Annotated in this window: 18 protein-coding genes; 1 reads left to right on the top strand and 17 read right to left on the bottom strand. The window is 49.5% G+C overall.

What is annotated here, in order from left to right:
* Positions 1 to 61: 61 nt before the first annotated feature.
* From MWG26_RS11145 to MWG26_RS11070, 16 genes are all read right to left on the bottom strand, one after another.
* A complete protein-coding gene (locus MWG26_RS11145; protein ID WP_025657489.1) occupies positions 62 to 373 on the bottom strand; it encodes a hypothetical protein in 312 nt (103 codons plus the stop codon).
* A 142-nt stretch (positions 374 to 515) separates the two neighbouring features.
* Positions 516 to 1,799, bottom strand: coding sequence for a bifunctional phosphoribosyl-AMP cyclohydrolase/phosphoribosyl-ATP diphosphatase HisIE (hisIE, locus tag MWG26_RS11140; RefSeq protein ID WP_025657490.1), 1,284 nt, complete (start codon positions 1,797 to 1,799; stop codon positions 516 to 518).
* Positions 1,800 to 1,813: 14 nt separating this feature from the next.
* Positions 1,814 to 2,404 (bottom strand): imidazoleglycerol-phosphate dehydratase HisB, encoded by a 591-nt coding sequence (hisB, locus tag MWG26_RS11135; RefSeq protein WP_025657491.1) that lies wholly within the window; start codon positions 2,402 to 2,404, stop codon positions 1,814 to 1,816.
* A gap of 24 nt (positions 2,405 to 2,428) precedes the next feature.
* A complete protein-coding gene (hisD, locus tag MWG26_RS11130; RefSeq protein ID WP_025657492.1) occupies positions 2,429 to 3,724 on the bottom strand; it encodes a histidinol dehydrogenase in 1,296 nt (431 codons plus the stop codon).
* Between the two features lie 2 nt (positions 3,725 to 3,726).
* Entirely contained in the window at positions 3,727 to 4,371 is a 645-nt protein-coding gene (gene hisG / locus MWG26_RS11125) for an ATP phosphoribosyltransferase (protein WP_025657493.1), read from the bottom strand.
* Between the two features lie 10 nt (positions 4,372 to 4,381).
* Entirely contained in the window at positions 4,382 to 5,632 is a 1,251-nt protein-coding gene (gene hisZ / locus MWG26_RS11120; protein ID WP_025657494.1) for an ATP phosphoribosyltransferase regulatory subunit, read from the bottom strand.
* A gap of 75 nt (positions 5,633 to 5,707) precedes the next feature.
* Positions 5,708 to 6,241, bottom strand: a complete 534-nt coding sequence (locus tag MWG26_RS11115) for a Holliday junction resolvase RecU (protein ID WP_025657495.1) — start codon at positions 6,239 to 6,241, stop codon at positions 5,708 to 5,710.
* Positions 6,242 to 7,237, bottom strand: coding sequence for an RluA family pseudouridine synthase (locus tag MWG26_RS11110; RefSeq protein ID WP_025657496.1), 996 nt, complete (start codon positions 7,235 to 7,237; stop codon positions 6,242 to 6,244).
* Between the two features lie 15 nt (positions 7,238 to 7,252).
* Entirely contained in the window at positions 7,253 to 7,831 is a 579-nt protein-coding gene (locus MWG26_RS11105; RefSeq protein WP_025657497.1) for a hypothetical protein, read from the bottom strand.
* 13 nt (positions 7,832 to 7,844) lie between these two features.
* Positions 7,845 to 8,612, bottom strand: a complete 768-nt coding sequence (locus MWG26_RS11100) for an SDR family NAD(P)-dependent oxidoreductase (RefSeq protein ID WP_025657498.1) — start codon at positions 8,610 to 8,612, stop codon at positions 7,845 to 7,847.
* A gap of 21 nt (positions 8,613 to 8,633) precedes the next feature.
* The gene (locus tag MWG26_RS11095; RefSeq protein ID WP_025657499.1) at positions 8,634 to 10,553 is read right to left on the bottom strand and encodes a YgiQ family radical SAM protein; all 1,920 of its coding nucleotides are present in this window, start codon (positions 10,551 to 10,553) and stop codon (positions 8,634 to 8,636) included.
* 3 nt (positions 10,554 to 10,556) lie between these two features.
* The gene (locus MWG26_RS11090) at positions 10,557 to 11,231 is read right to left on the bottom strand and encodes an HAD family hydrolase (protein WP_025657500.1); all 675 of its coding nucleotides are present in this window, start codon (positions 11,229 to 11,231) and stop codon (positions 10,557 to 10,559) included.
* Complete coding sequence (locus tag MWG26_RS11085) at positions 11,225 to 11,932, bottom strand: pseudouridine synthase (protein ID WP_025657501.1); 708 nt, start codon at positions 11,930 to 11,932, stop codon at positions 11,225 to 11,227. The genes MWG26_RS11090 and MWG26_RS11085 overlap by 7 nt, the downstream gene beginning before the upstream one ends.
* Positions 11,933 to 11,952: 20 nt before the next feature.
* The gene (locus tag MWG26_RS11080; RefSeq protein ID WP_025657502.1) at positions 11,953 to 13,353 is read right to left on the bottom strand and encodes an RsmF rRNA methyltransferase first C-terminal domain-containing protein; all 1,401 of its coding nucleotides are present in this window, start codon (positions 13,351 to 13,353) and stop codon (positions 11,953 to 11,955) included.
* A gap of 769 nt (positions 13,354 to 14,122) precedes the next feature.
* Positions 14,123 to 14,959 carry a M23 family metallopeptidase gene (locus tag MWG26_RS11075; RefSeq protein WP_025657503.1) on the bottom strand — a complete coding sequence of 279 codons (837 nt, stop codon included), beginning with the start codon at positions 14,957 to 14,959 and terminating at the stop codon, positions 14,123 to 14,125.
* A gap of 57 nt (positions 14,960 to 15,016) precedes the next feature.
* Complete coding sequence (locus MWG26_RS11070) at positions 15,017 to 16,459, bottom strand: aminoacyl-histidine dipeptidase (protein ID WP_025657504.1); 1,443 nt, start codon at positions 16,457 to 16,459, stop codon at positions 15,017 to 15,019.
* A gap of 192 nt (positions 16,460 to 16,651) precedes the next feature.
* Between MWG26_RS11070 and MWG26_RS11065 the strand changes: the two genes are divergently transcribed.
* The gene (locus MWG26_RS11065) at positions 16,652 to 17,581 is read left to right on the top strand and encodes a transporter (protein ID WP_117440828.1); all 930 of its coding nucleotides are present in this window, start codon (positions 16,652 to 16,654) and stop codon (positions 17,579 to 17,581) included.
* Here MWG26_RS11065 and MWG26_RS11060 read toward each other — a convergent pair.
* The gene (locus tag MWG26_RS11060) at positions 17,567 to 18,157 is read right to left on the bottom strand and encodes an ATP synthase subunit B family protein (protein ID WP_025657505.1); all 591 of its coding nucleotides are present in this window, start codon (positions 18,155 to 18,157) and stop codon (positions 17,567 to 17,569) included. The genes MWG26_RS11065 and MWG26_RS11060 overlap by 15 nt on opposite strands.
* Positions 18,158 to 18,159 lie beyond the last annotated feature (2 nt).

Below are 18,159 nucleotides of genomic sequence, written 5' to 3'. Positions count from 1 at the left end.
GGAATATAGCTGGTCGGCGGCAAAAATACAGATCAGCAGCACGCGGGTTTTCGTCTATCCCCTACAACTTTTTCCACACTGCCTGAATATCTTTGAGATCCATCTGCTTTTCGATCTGGTTAACGATTTTATCGCTGCTTACATTTGCTACATTCACTTTGCCGTAATCGATCCAGACATAACAAACAAAGCATAAGACACCCAGCGTCAGACGGAAGAAAAAGGTGCTTTTAGGCCTTTCCTCTGCATCGTCATACAGGTCATGATAAATATGTCCATACCTGGGGTGCACAGCGGGAATAAAGCTGTCCTCATTGTAAAGCCTTCTGGTCTGCCTTAGAAGCTGGCGGCGTCTTTCTTCTGATTCGTTCATAATCTATGTACCTCCTTTTGGATTTCTTGTTAAGCTGCCCTTAGGGCGCACAGAAAAGGGCATATGATATGTCTACCATATCATATGCCCTGCCAAAAACAGTTAGAACTCTCTATCCAGGAGTGTTGTGGATCCATTCATGTTATCTGTCCGCAAGCTCGTTTGTTATATCATCCCAGGTAATTCCCCGTTCCACCATAAGTACCATCGCATGGTACAAAAAATCAGACATTTCGTATTTGATCTCCTCGGGATTCGGATTCTTTGCCGCAATCACAAGCTCTGTCGCCTCTTCGCCAATCTTTTTCAGGATCTTATCAATCCCCTTATCGAAAAGATAATTGGTATAAGAACCTTCCTTCGGATTCTCTTTTCTGTCCATAATCGTCGAATAGACGGCTTCAAATACCTGAAGCGGATTCTTTCCGTCGTATTCACTGCCTACAATCGGCTGGAAGAAACAAGTGCTGTTTCCCGTATGGCAGGCCGCTCCGACCTGTTCTACCTTGGCAAGCAGCGTGTCTTTATCACAGTCGATCGTCATCGTCTTTACATACTGGTAATGACCGGATGTCTCGCCCTTTACCCACTGTTTTTTCCTGCTTCTGCTAAAATATGTCATCCTGCCAGACTTGACCGTATGGTCAAAGGCCTCTTCATCCATATACGCCATCATCAGGACCTCATTCGTTTTATAATCCTGCACAATGACAGGCAGCAGCCCGTCTGAATTCAATTTAAACTCAGAAAAATCCATCATGCTTTCAAAAGATGTCATCCGGATCCCTTCCGCAGCGCAGACATTTTTAAAGGCATTAAAATCCATATCCGCCTGACTGATAAACAGGCCCGATACACCTTTCACGCCGTCGCACTTCAATATTTTAAGGATCTCGTCCTGTTCCATCGTGTCCGTTACGACAACACACGGAATCTGTGTCACATTCATAACCGAATTTAAATCCAGCCTGTGCATGAAAATGATCTCCGTACTGTACTCTTCGATCAGATGCTGCTGTTTAAACAGCGCGTCAAAATCGTTCAGAGATACCGCGATCCTTTCTTTGCCGAATCGTTTGGATACGTCCTCAATCAGGTCGATGGAAAGGTGCTTGGAAAAGTTCAGCATGGCGCGCTTTGCACCCGCATAGAGAATCTTCTTTACATCCTCCTGCCTGCGGATATTCCCGCCGGCCACCATCGGAATGCTGATGACGCGGTTAATCCTTTTCATCAGGTCAATGGATTCCTCGTGCTCCTCATCTGAATTGGACAGATCAAATATGATCAGCTCATCCGCCCCCATATCTCCGTAATGCCTTGCAAGGGACACCACATCGTCCGCGATCACTTCTCTATCATCAAACCATTTTACAGCTTTCCCTCCGTCAATAAATATACAAGGGGTCAATCTCTTATAACTCATTTATCCACTCTCCTTTACAGGCTGCCCTTTGTAGACCAAACCTCTTTCATTCTCGGCTCTTCCATGGTAGCCGCATCCAGTGCTTTACCAAACGCTTTGAACAGGGCCTCCGCCATATGATGGTTGTTGCCTCCGTCCAGAATTTTTAGATGCAGGTTCATTGCTGCACTGTATGAAACCGCATAAAAAAACTCCTTCACCATTTCCGTATCCAGCCCGCCGATCTTCTCCACCGTAAACCCGACCTGATAGTTCAGATACGGGCGTCCTGAAAGATCCACCGCACACAAAGCAAGTGTCTCATCCATGGGAAGCATAAAACTGCCATAGCGCTTGATTCCCGCTTTATCTCCAAGGGCATTGGCGACTGCCTGTCCCAGCGCGATACCAGTGTCCTCAACCGTATGATGACAGTCCACTTCCAGATCCCCCTTAACCTCTACTTCCAGGTCAAATAGGCCGTGTCTCGCAAAACCGTCCAGCATATGGTCAAAAAAAGCAATTCCCGTATCAATCCTGCTGCACCCTTTTCCGTCCAGACAAATTGTCAGGTTTATCTCTGTTTCCTTTGTTTTTCTCATGCAGCTGCCTGTCCTGTCCATCATACATCCCTCCCATTTTAATCCTATTTATGATTCTTCAAATCGCACCTTTATCGAATTCGCATGCGCAGTCAGCTGTTCTGCCTCCGCAAAACGTTCAACATCCAGGTGTACTGCCTCCAGCGCTTCCTTTGAATAAGAAATGATGCTCGATTTCTTCAGAAAATCATCTACGGAAAGAGGGGAAAAGAACTTGGCCGTACCGTTTGTCGGCAGGACATGGTTCGGCCCTGCAAAATAATCTCCCAAAGGTTCGCTGCTGTATTCTCCTATAAAAATTGCACCCGCATTGCGGATCTTCGTCATCACGTTAAAAGGGTCTGCAGTCACGATCTCCAGATGTTCTGAAGCGATCTCATTTGCAGCGTCTATCGCGTCTTCCATCGTCTCCGCCACCAGGATATGCCCATAATTATCGAGAGATTTCTGTATGATCTCTCTCCTGGACAATTCTCTCACAAACCCATCGATCTGTAAAGATACGTTTTCTGCCAGTTCTCTGCTGGTTGTCACCAGAATAGCCGATGCAAGCTCGTCATGCTCCGCCTGAGAGAGCAGGTCTGCAGCCACATATCTCGGGTTGGCCGTCCCGTCCGCCAGGACAAGAATCTCACTGGGGCCTGCGATGGAATCAATACTTACATACCCGTAAACGGCCTTTTTGGCCAGGGCTACGTATATATTTCCAGGGCCTACAATCTTGTCCACTTTGGGAATGCTTTCCGTACCATAGGCGAGTGCCGCAATCGCCTGGGCTCCTCCCACCTTATATACGGCGTCTGCTCCAGCCTCCTTGGCGGCAACCAGGGTGGTCGGATTCACCCTGCCGTCTTTTCCCGGAGGTGTAGCCATGATAATTTCATCCACGCCCGCCACCTTGGCCGGCATGATATTCATCAATACCGAGGACGGATACACCGCCGTCCCGCCCGGAACATATACCCCTACTCTCCGGAGAGCGGTCACCTTCTGTCCAAGCATCGTTCCGTCAGGCTTGCTGTCAAACCAGCTGTACTGCATCTGTTTTGCATGGTAGGACTCTATATTTTTTAAAGATTTACGTATAATCTCAAGCAGAGAAGCATCCACCTGGGCATAGGCTTCCTCTACCTCCGCGTCTGTGACGAGCACATTCTGCGCATGGATCTCTGCTCCGTCAAACTTCTTTGTAAATGAAAATACCGCTTCGTCCCCTTTTTCTTTCACCGCATCCAGTATCTCGCGGACGCTGGCCTCATACTTTCCGTAGTTATTGGGGCTGCGTTTTAAGAGGTCTTCCAGCAGATTTTTTTTTGTACTTTCATCTAATTTTTCAATTCGCATTTTTATCCCTCCTGTAAGAGCTTTCTCAGATTCACGATAAGCTCCTTAATCCTGTCGTTTTCCATACGCATACTGACCGGATTCACGATCATCCTGGCCGAAAGAGGACATACTTCCTCCAATACCACCAGTCCGTTCTCTTTCAGAGTAGATCCGGTCTCCACAATATCCACAATCACTTCTGACAGCCCTACAATAGGCGCCAGCTCGATAGAACCATTCATTTTTATGATCTCAACTGTCTGATGTTTTTTATTATAAAAATAATCTTTTGCAATATTCGGGTACTTAGTAGCCACGCGGATCAGTTCATGGTGCCGAAGCAGTTCCCTGGCTTCCTCCTGTCCGCACACGCACATTCTGCACTTACCAAATCCCAGATCCAGAACCTCGTGCACCTTGCGTCCTTCCTCCACGATCGTATCCTTGCCGACCACACCGATATCAGCCGCCCCATACTCTACATAGGTGGGGACATCGGGGCCCTTTGCCAGGAAAAACTTCAGTTTCAGCTCCTCATTGACAAAGATTAGCTTCCTGGAGCTTTTATCCTTCATCTCCTCGCATGTAATTCCAAGCATCTCCAGCATTTCCAGCGTTTTATTGGCTAAACGCCCTTTTGTAAGGGCAAAAGTTAAATATCTCATGTCTGCTCCTCTATCTCTTTTTCCTTGCATTTATCAGCTTCTCGTCCCCGGTACGCAGATTCACCATCTCAATCGTCAGATCATCGTTCAGATACAGCATACTCACGGCCTGTATCCGTTTTCCATATGCTTCATAGGCTTCCCTGCTCTCCTGTTTATCCCTCTTGTGCATCTCCACGCACTTGCCCTTGGAACGGAAGTTCTTTGCAAGCGAAATAGCCCACTTCTGCGTAGCCTCCGTATAAACGATCATGTTCATCTCTCTGGTTTCCACTGGGATCTTCTGGCGGCTCAGGGCGCTCATCAGCTCGTCTATGATGATAGCAAATCCGATCGACGGCGTATTCTCTCCGAATTTTCCCAGAAGGTTATCATAGCGTCCGCCTCTCACGATGGCATCGCCGGTACCGTATGTATATGCACGGAAAACAACCCCTGTATAATACCCGTAGCTCCCGCTCATGCTCAGGTCAAATGTAATGTGATCCTCCACACCGTAAAGGGTCAGCAGCTGATATAACTGCTGGAGATAGGATACGGCAAGCCTTGCGCTGTTGTTCGGCGCTATCTCCATAGCCTGGTCCAGAATCTCTACATCACCCATCAGCTCTGAGAGCACCTGGAATGCAGCCTTAATGTTGTCCGCTGCATCCTGGTTGTCCAGGATTTCTTCCACTCCAAAATAATTTCTGTTTATGATCAGATCGTGAATCTCCGACTTTTCTTCCTCTTCCAGTCCGGTGGCATCCATCAGGCTCTGTATGAAGTCCACATGGCCGATATTAACCTGGAATTCCTTAAGCCCTACCTTTTTCAGCCCGTCTACAACCATGGCAAGCATCTCTGCGTCCGCTTCGATGGAATCCATGCCGATCAGCTCCGCCCCCATCTGGGTATTTTCCTTCAGCCGGCCCTGATAGCTGGAATGGTTGATAAATGTATTGCCCATATAGCAGAGCCGGACGGGGTATTCTTCTGTCTCGAACAGCGTTGCCGCCGCCCGGGCTATGGACGGCGTGATGTCCGGGCGCAGTGCCAGTGTATTGCCGTCCCTGTCAAAAAATTTATAGAGTTCTCTCGAAGATATCGTTCCGATCTCTTTTCTGAACACATCGAAGTATTCGAAAGTCGGTGTCTGAATGTCCTGATATCCGTATGCGTGCAGTACATCATGGAGCTTTTCCTGTGTTCTGAGCTTCTTCCTGCATTCTGTATTATAAATATCCCTGACGCCTTCAGGTGTATGTAATTTCTGTTCCATATTTCCTGCCCTTTCACTTTATCGTGCTAATTCGTTAAATCACCCTGTAAATTATACGCAGTTTCTCCCTGATTGTCAATCCCTGGTATCCAAATCCTTTTGTATGTAATCCAGGTACGGGACGAAACAGTTATTTTTCAGTTCCATGAAGTAGGCCGGATCCAGTTCCTCATAACGAAAGCTCTTCCGCCCGCCCTCTGCGGCGCGTTTCCAGAATCTCTTTATCTCTTTAAAACGCATATAGTAGAGTTCATGGTAACTGCTGTAATAAATAATCAAAAAGGAGATACCGCCCTGCTTCTCAAACTTTTCCATAAAATTCATCTGATGCTCATGCACATTCTGCAGCGGGAAAGTATCCGCAGCACACTCCTTTGCATCGAAGCAGACCGGGATCCCCTGCACAGCCCCGATATAATCGACTGTACTGATCTTTTCAAAATATGCCAGCGTAATGTGGCGATGCTCTTTGTCTATCCTCACCGGAGTGATGGGGGTCGGTATCTTCTGAATCAGCGCAAGCCCCATCTCCTCGTACCGTTCGTTGGTGCGGTTTACCAGTTCCTCCAGTGTGGAGCCGCGAAGCCCCCTTGAATTCCAGGTAGCCATCTATAAAACACCCTTATCCTTTGCTATTTTTTGAAACTCCCCGGGAAGCGGGGCCCGAAATTCCTTTCCCGACAGACCGCTTAGTGGCCCTTCCAGTGCCGGAAAGGTAAGCCTGTATGCGTGGAGCAGCTGGTGGTTCAGCCCGTATGCATTTTTGTACCTGTCGCCCAGTTTTCTGCCGCCATACTTGTAGTCTCCCAGGATCGGATGACCGGCAGAAGCAAGATGAGCACGGATCTGGTGAGTCTTCCCGGTAATCAGGTGTACCTCCAGCAGCGTCACGCCGCCCTTAGATTTGAGGGGGCAGAGTTCTGTCTCAATTGCCGCGCTTCCTGCTTCGGGCGAGTCTGTTATACTGACCCGATTGCTTTTTTCGTCTTTTTTCAGAAAACCACAGATCCGGGAGCGCTCTTTCACTTCCCCTTGTACAAGACAGAGATAATACTTGCCCAGTGTCCGTTCCTTAAAGAGGCGGCTCAGCTCCTGAAGGCCCTGCAGGCTTTTCCCGGCGGCTACTATGCCGCTCGTGTTCCGATCAAGCCGGTTGCAGACGGAGGGGCGGAATGTTCTCATGCCATCCCCTGTCAGACTCCCGCTCTGCAGCAGATAGTCATGCAGATATTCGACCAGTGAGACATCCGTGTCCTGAGCCTTCTGTGAAAGCATCCCGGCAGGCTTATTAATCAGTAGGATATGGCTGTCCTCATAGAGGATATCCAGACGCACATCATGGCAGGATTCTTTCTTCATGTGTCTCTCTGCAGGGAGCCCTGCATCCCCCGCAAATTTGGCAATGGTCTCCTCTGCAAGGAACATTTTGATCTCGTCTCCTTTAAAAAGCATCTCACTGCCGGAAGCTTTTTTCCCGTTCAGAGTAATATTCTTTTTCCGCAGCATCTTATATAAAAAGCTTTTCGGGGCCTCTCTGAGATACTTGGCCAGAAGCTTATCCAGCCTCTGTCCCGCTTCATTGTCACCGACTGTTATCTGCTGCATAAAACTGGTTCCTTTCTACATGGATATATTCAATATCACCTGTTTGATCTGTCTTTCTATCTCTTTTGTATCCCCTTTTTCCACAGCAGCTATCGAATTGAGACCCTCAGCCCTTGCCAGAAAAGCGGTATAGTTATTCAGGATTTTCACCGAGACATCCGGAAAATGATTCTGGTTCAGGATACTTTTTATATGGGCAGCTGCGTATTTTACATCCACTTTTTCGCTGTTCGTATATCCGAAGATTGTATTTCCGGAAATCACAATGCAGTCCACCGGCATCACTTTTTCCCGGCTTGTAATGATCATGTCATAGACTGCCGTTATATTGCCGGTCTTTGCCTTAATCTCGTCTGCACGGATGACTGCAATAGACGGATAGGGAAATCGGGTAATGACACCCACCAGCGCCTTGGACGCCGGGAGACACCCCAATACAGCAACAACGGTCATCAGATTCAGTCTCGTATGCGCCTGGCTGTAACCCAGAATGAAAATAGCAGCCACCAGTGCAAAATAAATCACGGTCCGGATAATCTCTGCTTTTTTCTTATAATCCAGATATCCCGGCTCTCCTTTTATCACCTTAGTCATAGTGTAGTTCTCCTTAGTCTTTTCCCATGCTCTCTATTTTTATAATCATATTGTGCGGCAGAAGCTTTGCTCCCAGATCCGCTGCTTTCATCGCCATTCCATAGACAGATACCGGCTTTTTCTTCCTGGAATCGATCAGCGCCTGATGCACCACCTTTTCCGGGGCAGCCAGAACCGCGTCCTTCCATTTGTGCGGAAGCCTGCCGGATACGTCAAAGAATTCCGTATCCACTGGCCCGGGGCAGACTGCGGTCACATAGATGCCGTTCTTTATTAGCTCTGCCCCCAGTGCCTGTGAGAAACTGAGTACATAGGACTTCGTCGCCGCGTAGACCGCAAAATAGGGCTGCGGGCAAAAGGCAGCTGCGGATGCCAGGTTCACAATCCGGCTTCCCTGTGTAAGGAACGGCAGGCAGGTCATGGTAAGACGGGTGAGTGCACGGCAGTTCAGATCAATCATCTCCTGCTGTGCCTCAGGTTCTCTTTCAGCGATCTCTGCAGCCGTTCCCATTTTGCCGAAGCCTGCGGCATTCACCAGCATACGCACATCCGGTTTTTCTTTCTCAAGTGCATCCAGTATCTCACTGTAAACCTTGTTTTCGAGCAGGTTTCCCTCGAAGATCCTGCATGGAATTCTGCTCGTCTTTGCCAGAGAAATAAGCCTGCCCTTCCTTCTTGCAGTTATCCAAATCTCGTCCAGCTCCCGGTAGAACCAGGGCAGCTGTTTAACAAATTCCCGGCCCATCCCCGATGAGGCTCCGCTTACTATTGCAATTCTCAATCTATACACCTTCTTTTTATACTATTTTTTCTGGTTTTTCTTTTTATGAACATTTCTGATTGCTTTTTTCTTAACCGGAGTTTTTTTCTTGATCTCAGTCCTTTTTCCGCCATTCTCTCCGGTGTAGGCCCTTTCTTTCGCAAATCTGCGCGGCCGGATCAGGCATTTTTCCCCAAAACCGACCAGATCCATCCTGCCTGCCTTCTTCAGCGCCTCCATAACGAGGTCGTAGTTTTCCGGATTGCGGTATTGGATCAGCGCCCTCTGAAGCGCTTTCTCATGGGGATTTTTCGGCACGTAAACAGGCTTCATCGTCCGCGGGTCCAGTCCGGTATAATACATACAGGTGGATATCGTAGACGGTGTGGGATAAAAATCTTGAACCTGTTCCGGCATATACCCCAGATCCCTGCAGTATTCGGCGAGCTCCACGGCGGCCTTCATATCCGATCCGGGATGGGAAGACATCAGATAAGGAACCAGAAACTGCTTTTTTCCAAGCTTTTGGTTCATGTCCCCATATATCCGGGTGAACTCCTCGTACACCTTATGTTCTGGTTTTCCCATTTTTTCCAGCACTTCATCCGCCACATGCTCCGGAGCCACTTTCAGCTGTCCGCTCACATGGTGTTCACAGAGTTCCCTTAAAAATGTCCGGTCCCGATCGGCAAGCAGATAATCAAACCGGATGCCTGACCGTATGAACACTTTCTTTACTCTGGGGATCTCTCTTAACTTTCTCAAAAGTTCTACATAATCCCTGTGGTCCGCCCGCAGATTCTTACAGGGATGCGGAAACAGGCACTGTCTTTCCCTGCAGACTCCATACTGCAGCTGCTTGTTGCAGGACGGCTGCCTGAAATTCGCTGTGGGACCGCCCACATCATGGATATACCCCTTAAAATCCGGCTGTTCCGTAAGGATTTTGGCCTCCTCAAGCAGCGATTCATGGCTCCTGGCCTGGATAATCCGTCCCTGATGGAAGGTCAGGGCACAGAAACTGCATCCCCCAAAGCAGCCACGGCTGCTTGTCAGGCTGAATTTGATCTCCGAGAGGGCTGGCACGCCCCCTGCTTTCTCATAGGCCGGGTGCCAGGTACGCATAAAAGGCAGCGCGTAGATATCATCCATCTCTGTCTGATCCAGTGGTTTTGCCGGCGGATTCTGCACGAGATACATTTTCTCTCCGTAGGGCTCGGCAAGCCGCTTTCCTGAAAATGGATCGGTATTCTGATACTGGGTATAAAAGCTCCGGGCATAAGCCTCCTTCTTTTCAGAGATCTCCTGAAAAGAAGGAAGCATAACCGCATCGTATATGGAGTCCTGGTCTTTCACCTTCACCACTGTCCCGTCCACATAGGTCAGGTCTGATACGGCAATTCCTGCCTCAAGGGCTTCTGCAATCTCCAGCACAGAGCGCTCGCCCATTCCATATGAGATAATATCTGCACCGGAGTCCAGCAGGACGGAGCGTTTCACCCTGCCGGACCAGTAATCATAATGTCCCAGCCTCCGCAGGCTGGCTTCAATCCCTCCCAGAATAACGGGCGTATGCTTGTACGTCCGGCGGATCAGGTTGCCATAAACTACTGCGGCATAATCCGGCCGCTTCCCCATCTCCCCGCCCGGCGTGTAAGCATCCTGGCGCCGCCGCTTTTTGGAGACGGTGTAATGGTTGACCATGGAGTCCATATTGCCGGCTGACACCAGAAACCCAAGCCTCGGCTCTCCATACTCGGCAATGCTCCCCGGATCTTTCCAGTCCGGCTGTGAGATCAGGCACACCCGGTAGCCATGCGCCTCCAGCATGCGGCTGATAATAGCCGGCCCGAAAGAAGGGTGGTCCACATACGCATCCCCCGTCACATAGACAAAGTCGGCGCGGTCCCATCCTCTTTCCAGCATCTCTTTTCTGCATAACGGTAAAAAACCCTGATTCATCATTTATACTCCACAAATTTCATAGGTATGATTCTTAATATCATAATAATTGCGGATAAAATAATCCGCCAGTTTCTTCTTCTCCGCCTCATCCTGCCGGGAAAAATCATCATCCACGGCGCAGACAGACATGCCCGCATTCTTTCCCGCCTCGATTCCCCTCGGGACATCCTCGAACACAAGACAGGTCTCCGGCCGCACCTTCAGATCCTCGGCCACTTTCAGATAAACATCCGGAGCAGGTTTTCCGGCCGCCACCTCGCAGGAAGTGCGCACGGAAGAAAAGTACTGTTCGATATGAAGCGCCTTCAGCGTCGCGTCCACCAGTTCCCTGGCATTGCTCGTGGCAATCCCCATCCGGATCCCCAGCGAGCGGAGATGTTCCAGGAATTCCCCTGCCCCGGGCTTCAAAGGCACCTTCGTCGTATACAGCCCGAATGTCATCTCCATCCATTCCCGCCGCACATCATCCAGAGTACAGGTAAGACTGGGGAATGTATCCAGAAAATATTGTGCCGTTTCTGTATAGCTTTTTCCCTCGATCGCCTTCTGGAAATTGGCAGGCACCGTAAGATTATATTTATCCATATACTGCACGTCCACCTCCGGCCAGATCCACATGGAATCCACCAGAGAGCCGTCCAGGTCAAAAATAACCGCTTTTTTATTTTCTAACATAATGCTTCCATCTCTTCCTTTGTCAATTCTCTGTATGCACCGATTTCCAGGTTTTCATCCAGCTTCAGGCTGCCCATCTGCAGCCTTTTCAGATAGATCACTTCTTTTCCAACAGCCTGGAACATCCGCTTCACCTGATGAAACCTGCCTTCCCGAACCGTCACCCGAATCTTCGATATCTCCCCCGATTCCAGTATATCCAGCTTTGCCGGCAGGGTTCTTTTCTCATCTCCAATATCAAGACCCACGGCAAATGATTCCGCATCCGCCGCTGTCACCACTCCCTGTATCCGTGCATAATAAATCTTATCCACATGCTTTTTTGGTGAAAGCAGCCTGTGCGCCAGAGCGCCATCGTTTGTAATCAGAAGCAGCCCTTCTGTATCCTTGTCCAGGCGTCCTACCGGAAACAGATCGTCTCTATGCCTGCCTGATATCAGATCAATGACCGTCCGTTGCCTCGGATCCTCCGTAGAAGAAATAACCCCTGCCGGCTTATTCAGCATATAATACTCATATGAAATGTAACCCACAGTCTTTCCCTGATACCGGATCTCGTCTGTCTCTGTGTCCACTTTGCCCTCCGGCTTTTTTACAACCGCGCCGTTCACCTCCGCCAATCCCTTTGTAATCGCCTTCTTCACTTCACTGCGGGTTCCAAGCCCCATATCGGCCAGATACTTATCTAATCTTAACTTCATAACTTATCCCATTCATGGTTTTAAGACATCCACCGCCAGCCCGGCAGATATTTATTCTTCAGTGTCTGATTCGCCAGCTTGCCGAATCCAAGCGGATAACCGTCCACACATACGAGGTACCAGCCTTTCTCTTTTACAGCAGTCATATCCTCCACATCCAGGGTATCGCCCTTCAGATACTTAATCACTCTGTCGTCCGCCAGCGGGAAATCGAGAATCTTTTGATACTCCTGCTTTTTCAGGCACATAGCCAGCGCCTGGCTGGGTTCAAACCTGTTCTTCTTCAGCTCTCCCAGAAGCAGTCCCGAACGCAGGAATCTGACGCCTCGCAGCTCTGGCAGCCCGTCCGGCATATAATAAAGCCTCTCCCCATGTATATCCAGCCGGGAAGGATCCAGCTCCCAGGATGTATCCTGCAGAAATTCCGCCAGTTCCTCCGGCAGCTTTCTGCCCTTTCCCTGCCCTGACATGCATTTCTGTCTATTCCCATTCTCCTCAAGTTCAGGAGAATGTGCTTTTTTCAGCAGCGCAAGGTAATGCCCTTCCCCCTTCATCCTGTGCGGGAAAATCCGCACGGTTTCTGCAAGTCCCGGATTGCCTCCCTCTGTTACCTCCGGCATTCCCTGTACGAACCCGTCATAGGGTTCAATCGGGCAGACCGCAAATTCCGGATAATGAGAAATCAGATACTCTATCGTCTGCTCATTTTCCGAGGCATCGAATGTGCAGGTCGAGTACAGAAGCATCCCGCCCGGCTTGAGCATAGCAGCCGCCTGCGTGATAATACTCCTCTGGAGCTTGGAAAAAAATTCGGGACCATGCTCCTCCCATGCCTTCACCATCTTTTTATCTTTGCGGAACATGCCTTCCCCTGAACAGGGGGCGTCAATCAGAATTTTATCAAAATACTCCGTAAAATATTCGGCCAGTTTTCCAGGTTCTTCGCTCAGCACCAGCATATTGCCGATCCCAAACAATTCCAAGTTCTTCAAAAGCCCTTTCGCCCTGGAATTGCTGATATCATTGGCGATCAGGACGCCATCTCCCTTCAGCTTAGCCCCCAGTTCCGTAGCCTTCCCGCCCGGCGCTGCACAGACATCCAGAACCCGTTCCCCCGGTTCCACCGGCAGGCGGCTGGCAGGCGTCATAGCGCTCGGCTCCTGCAGATAATACAGCCCGGCAAAGTAATAAGGATGTTTTGCTGGCTGTACCGTTTCTCCATCATAATAAAATCCGTTGGAAATCCACGGAATCGGTTCAAGCGGCCAGGGTGCAATGTTCATAAACTGTTCCACACTGATCTTATTTGTATTCACGCGCAGCCCATAGTGGCGCGGCTCATCAAAGCACTCCAGGTAGGCATCATATTCTTCTCCCAGAAGGCCTTTCATTTTCTCTTCAAATGCTTTCGGTAAGTTCATATCAAATCCTCCACATGAAACTGATTATATCATAAATCCCACGGTAGGACTAGAGCTAAATGTGGGAATGGGGAGACACTTTTTGGGATGAGGGGGGACGCAAATGACGAGGCGGGGACGGCTCATGGCGGGGCAATGTCTGCTGGTGAAATGTCCTGACACTTCGCTAAGAAGCTGTAGAAGAAAACGCTTGCTTTATGGACTTTTCACCAGCAGACATTGTCCCGCCATGAGCCGTCCCCGCCTCGTCATTTGCTGTTGCATCCAAACGGTAGGTAATGCGCATTCTCACGGAGGGATTACGCTGACGCAGGCAATTCCATCCGCCTCCCCCGTCTATTCTCCCAACCAGGTTACGTGCTTCTTTTCTTCCTCCGGATGTACCAGCCGGGCGTGGAATGGGATGGGGACGCACGGGGATGGGGCAGACGCAAGACGGCTCAAGGGGGTACCTGTCATTTCAAAAATGCTAAAACGGAACTTAGAAATTCTTGGAGGGAAGCAGCCGTGAAAATGGGGAGCTTCTGTGATTCCGAATCACAGAAGCTGCTGACCCAGCGCGAGAAATCATCAGGATTTCTAGTGATGTGTCAGCTGTGCCCCATTTTCATGGCTGCTTGCCTCCTAGAATTTCTTAGTCCCGTGTCCGCATTTTGAAATGACAGGTACCCCCTTGAGCCGTCTTGCGTCTGCCCCATCCCCGTGCGTCCCCATCCCATTCCACGCCCGGCGTCCCCCCCATCCGCACCCGGGGGCTAAAGCCCGTAAGCTAAGAATACTGTATTTTGTGGGGTTCGAGATAGCGCAGTACCCAGTACGGATTGACGCTGATTTCTTCGTCATTATGGAACAGATAGATTCCTACATGCAGATGAACCGGAAAGTTTCCTGTTGTTCCTTCGGTTTTGCTGTAACCGGTGTCTCCCATGTAGCCCAGCAGGTCCCCGGCCTGTACGGTGTCCCCTTCTTCTATGTCTGCATAGGAATCCAGGTGGGCGTAGTAGAAATAGGCGCCGCCCGGGGCCACGATTCCAAGGCGCCATCCTCCTTGTTCCAGCCATCCTTTGTGGCGCACTACTCCGTCCGTCATGCTGACAACCGGATACAGGCCTCTCTCATTCTTGTCTGCCATGATGTCGGTTCCCTCATGACCGCGCTTGCCGCCGTAATTGCGCTCATACATCCAGGAATCTACAAAAGATACTCCAGCCTCCGTTTTACCGGTGGGCGCAGGTACTGGGAAATACTTGACGTCGTTCCAGATTCCCCTGCACTGTGCGATGTATTCTTCCCAGCCCTGGCGGCCGGCCCATCGCTTTTTGAGTTCGGAGAACAGCTCCGGATCGGGGGTTTTCTTCAACGGGTCTGTCCCGAAATCTGTTTCCAGCCAATAAAGGCCCAGGTTTTCTCCCGGGTCTTTTGTATTCTGTATGTAGTTCAGCATCTCCTCATTGAGGGATTGCCTTCTGAAACCGTCTCCGGCAGCTGTATTTTCATTCAGCCGGGCGTAACCTCCCTGTATGAGAAGTTCATGGATGCCCACTGCCAGGAAAAACGCCAGAAGCAGATTCAGAAGGATATAGTTATGCAATCTTTTTCTTTTCAACTTTTCAGATGTTCCTCTGCACACGTAATCACTTTAATATATGAGCAGGAGAATGTCCTATTTGCATTCTTTCAGGATTTCTTTGATTATATTCCACATCCGCCAGGTTGAGGCAATGTCCAGCCGCTCGTGGACGGAATGGATATCAAACATTCTGGGGCCGAAGGATACACAGTCCAGTTCCGGCTTTTTCCCGGACAGCAGGCCGCATTCCAGTCCTGCATGTATGGTAGATATCTCCGGCTTTTTTCCGTAGACCTTCTCGAATACCCCTGCCACGATCGGACGGATTCTGGAATCTTCTTTGTACATCCATGCAGGATAGGAACCGGTAATCTCGTAAGTGCCTCCCAGGAATTCTGCCCAGCCTGTCAAAGCTTCCTTTAGTTCCTCCAATCTGGAAGAAACAGAACTTCGGATCAACAGGATAAAGGAGATCTGGCTCTCCCCGGTCTTCACAACTCCCAGGTTGTCGGACGTCTCAACCAGGCCCTTTAAAGACCTGCTAAAACCGTACACTCCATTCTGGCAGTTGTTCAGGAAAAAGATGACCTTGTTTTTGTCCGCATCAGAAAAAACGGATTTCTCCTCATATTCGGTCTTAGTGACTGTGATATCAAGTCCTGGCTCATCTGCGCCGAATTCCTGCCTCCAGGTATTCAGCATGTTCTCGATGATCAGTTCTGCTTTTACGCTATCCTGCACAACGATGGTGAATTTGCTGACAGAAGTGATGACGTTGTCCTTTGCACCGCCCTGAACCTCAACAAGGGCAATGTCCATATTCTGGTTCAGCCTGTTTAAAAGACGCCCGGCCAGTTTGTTGGCGTTGCCCCGCTGCTGGTCAATCTCCACGCCTGAGTGCCCGCCTTTCAACCCGTGGATCGTAACATCAAGGCAGCTGCCTGCAGCTTTTTTCCTGCCAACAGGCAGATTCAGGCGAAAGGTTAAGCCCCCTGCACAGCCTGCTATAATTGTATCTTCGTCCTCTGAATCCAGGTTCAGCAGCATCTTTCCTTTCAGCGGTGTAAGGTCAATCCCCTCCGCTCCGCCCATCCCCACTTCCTCATCCACCGTAAAGACGGCTTCCAGCGGAGGATGAGGGATGTCACTGCTGTCCAGCAGTGCAAGTGCGATAGCCACGGCAATTCCGTCGTCAGCCCCCAAGGTGGTATCCCGCGCCCTTACAAAACCATCCTCTACATAGAGATCCAGCGGGTCTTTTGTGAAATCATGCTCCGAATTCTCTGCTTTCTCACATACCATATCCAGATGCCCCTGGATGATGACCGGTTCACTCTCCTCATAGCCTTTTGTTCCGGGCTTTTTGATGATGACATTATTCAATTCATCCTGAATGGCCTCCAGCCCTCTCTCTGCCGCAAAGGTCATGCAGTAATCACTGACTGCTTTTGTATTGAAAGTTCCCCTCGGTATCCGGCTTATTTCCTCAAAATAGTGAAACACTTCCACTGGTTCCAATTCATTTAATATCGGCATTGTTATATTCCCCTTCCTATATGGCTGTTATGTTATAGCTGTTCCGTTCTGAACAGCTGGATTGTTCTCATTAGTATCGCAGTTCAAACGGTTCTGAACTGTTACCATTTTGTCACAGAGGGTATAAAAAATCAACCCGTTTCATATATCTTTAATAACATTTATCTGGCTGATCTGCAAGGAGTAACTCTTATGAAACATAACCTGGCCGGAATCGGGATTGTAATCCTTTTTGCTTTCATGCTTATATCTCCCAAGGCGGTTTTTAACGGAGCCAGTGAGGGGCTCCTTCTCTGGTTTCAAATCATTCTGCCGACCCTGTTTCCCTTTATCATCATCACCAACCTCCTGCTCTGCACCGACAGTATCCATTACATATCCAGGGCATTCGGCAAGGTTCTGTGCCGCATATTTAAAGTATCTGAAAGCGGAAGCTTTGCTATTATTGTCGGTTTTCTCTGTGGATACCCCATGGGGGCGAAAGTAACCGCCGACCTGATTGCAACAGGCTATATCACAGAGGATGAAGGCCGTTATCTTCTGTCTTTCTGCAATAATACCAGCCCCGTGTTTATCCTGAATTTCATCGTTTGGAAAACACTTGGCAGGGAAGAATATCTTCTCCCCTCACTTCTGATTCTTTTGGGCACGCCCATGCTGATGAGCATTCCCTTCAGAAGATTCTATCTGCACGGGCAAAAAAACTTTCCCGCGATGAAAAAGACCGGCCAAAGCAAAACGGACTGGGGATTCCGCATTGTTGATACCTGTATCATGGACAGTTTTGAAACCATTACAAAGGTCGGCGGATACATCATTCTCTTTTCCGTGATACTAGCTCTCGTACAGTCCGCACCCTGGCAGCCGGCTCCAGTCCAGATGATACTGCCGGCACTGGAGGTCACGAATGGGATCGCCCTGATTGGGAAATCTACACTGCCTTTTACGATTCAGTACCCTGCAATTCTGGCACTTACCTCCTTCGGCGGCATATGCGCCGCCGCACAGACACAGTGCATGATACAGAAGACCTCACTCTCCGTCGTCCCCTATACATTAGAAAAGCTGGCCACCGCGGGGGTGGCCAGCCTGATTGCTGTTCTTTATTTACAGATCATCTAATCCATCCTGTGGAATATACTGGCTGTCATCGTCGACAGGCACTTCCAGTTCAGCACGGTTGGTACGAACCACATCATAACACTCCTGAAGGGAATTGATCAGACCGTCATACTTGGTCGTATAGCTGTCCAGTGTATGCCCGATTATGCTCTCGGCGTTGGCCAGCAGATCATCCGTATACTGGATCGCACCGATGCGTATTGCATTGGCGTCCGCCGTTGCATTGTCAATAATCTCCTGGGCCTGTGCGGTTGCCTGTGTTACAATCTCATTCGCCTGGGAGTAAGCCTGCTGCATGATCTCATGCTCGCTGACCAGCTCTGTTGTCTGTACCTGTGCTTCTTCTATCATAGCGTCCGCTTTCGCCTGGGCATCTGCCAGGATCGCATCGCGGTTGCTGATAATCTTTTGATATCTTTTAATCTCATCTGGTGTCTTCATTCTGAGTTCGCGCAATAACTCGTCCAGATGTTCCTTATTTACGATGATCTTTGTAGTGGACAATGGCTGGAACTTACAATCCCTGTCAATGTACTCTTCGATCTCCTCAATAATCTGCTCAATGCGGCTGCTCATAG

This window comes from Faecalicatena contorta (assembly GCF_022835095.1).
GTDB classification, from domain to species: Bacteria; Bacillota; Clostridia; order Lachnospirales; family Lachnospiraceae; genus Faecalicatena; species Faecalicatena contorta.
This window is presented reverse-complemented; position numbering and strand designations above follow the sequence as displayed.

What these genes read in the sequence shown, in the direction of transcription:
- MWG26_RS11115 (WP_025657495.1), bottom strand. Translation starts at nt 6,241, where the DNA reads ATGGCTACCTGGAATTCAAGGGGGCTTCGCGGCTCCACACTGGAGGAA.
- MWG26_RS11070 (WP_025657504.1), bottom strand. Translation starts at nt 16,459, where the DNA reads ATGCCGATATTAAATGAATTGGAACCAGTGGAAGTGTTTCACTATTTT.
- MWG26_RS11065 (WP_117440828.1), top strand. Translation starts at nt 16,652, where the DNA reads ATGAAACATAACCTGGCCGGAATCGGGATTGTAATCCTTTTTGCTTTC.
- MWG26_RS11085 (WP_025657501.1), bottom strand. Translation starts at nt 11,932, where the DNA reads ATGAAGTTAAGATTAGATAAGTATCTGGCCGATATGGGGCTTGGAACC.
- MWG26_RS11095 (WP_025657499.1), bottom strand. Translation starts at nt 10,553, where the DNA reads ATGAATCAGGGTTTTTTACCGTTATGCAGAAAAGAGATGCTGGAAAGA.
- hisB (WP_025657491.1), bottom strand. Translation starts at nt 2,404, where the DNA reads ATGATGGACAGGACAGGCAGCTGCATGAGAAAAACAAAGGAAACAGAG.
- MWG26_RS11080 (WP_025657502.1), bottom strand. Translation starts at nt 13,353, where the DNA reads ATGAACTTACCGAAAGCATTTGAAGAGAAAATGAAAGGCCTTCTGGGA.
- hisG (WP_025657493.1), bottom strand. Translation starts at nt 4,371, where the DNA reads ATGAGATATTTAACTTTTGCCCTTACAAAAGGGCGTTTAGCCAATAAA.
- hisIE (WP_025657490.1), bottom strand. Translation starts at nt 1,799, where the DNA reads ATGAGTTATAAGAGATTGACCCCTTGTATATTTATTGACGGAGGGAAA.
- MWG26_RS11090 (WP_025657500.1), bottom strand. Translation starts at nt 11,231, where the DNA reads ATGTTAGAAAATAAAAAAGCGGTTATTTTTGACCTGGACGGCTCTCTG.
- hisZ (WP_025657494.1), bottom strand. Translation starts at nt 5,632, where the DNA reads ATGGAACAGAAATTACATACACCTGAAGGCGTCAGGGATATTTATAAT.
- MWG26_RS11060 (WP_025657505.1), bottom strand. Translation starts at nt 18,157, where the DNA reads ATGAGCAGCCGCATTGAGCAGATTATTGAGGAGATCGAAGAGTACATT.
- MWG26_RS11145 (WP_025657489.1), bottom strand. Translation starts at nt 373, where the DNA reads ATGAACGAATCAGAAGAAAGACGCCGCCAGCTTCTAAGGCAGACCAGA.
- MWG26_RS11110 (WP_025657496.1), bottom strand. Translation starts at nt 7,237, where the DNA reads ATGCAGCAGATAACAGTCGGTGACAATGAAGCGGGACAGAGGCTGGAT.
- MWG26_RS11105 (WP_025657497.1), bottom strand. Translation starts at nt 7,831, where the DNA reads ATGACTAAGGTGATAAAAGGAGAGCCGGGATATCTGGATTATAAGAAA.
- hisD (WP_025657492.1), bottom strand. Translation starts at nt 3,724, where the DNA reads ATGCGAATTGAAAAATTAGATGAAAGTACAAAAAAAAATCTGCTGGAA.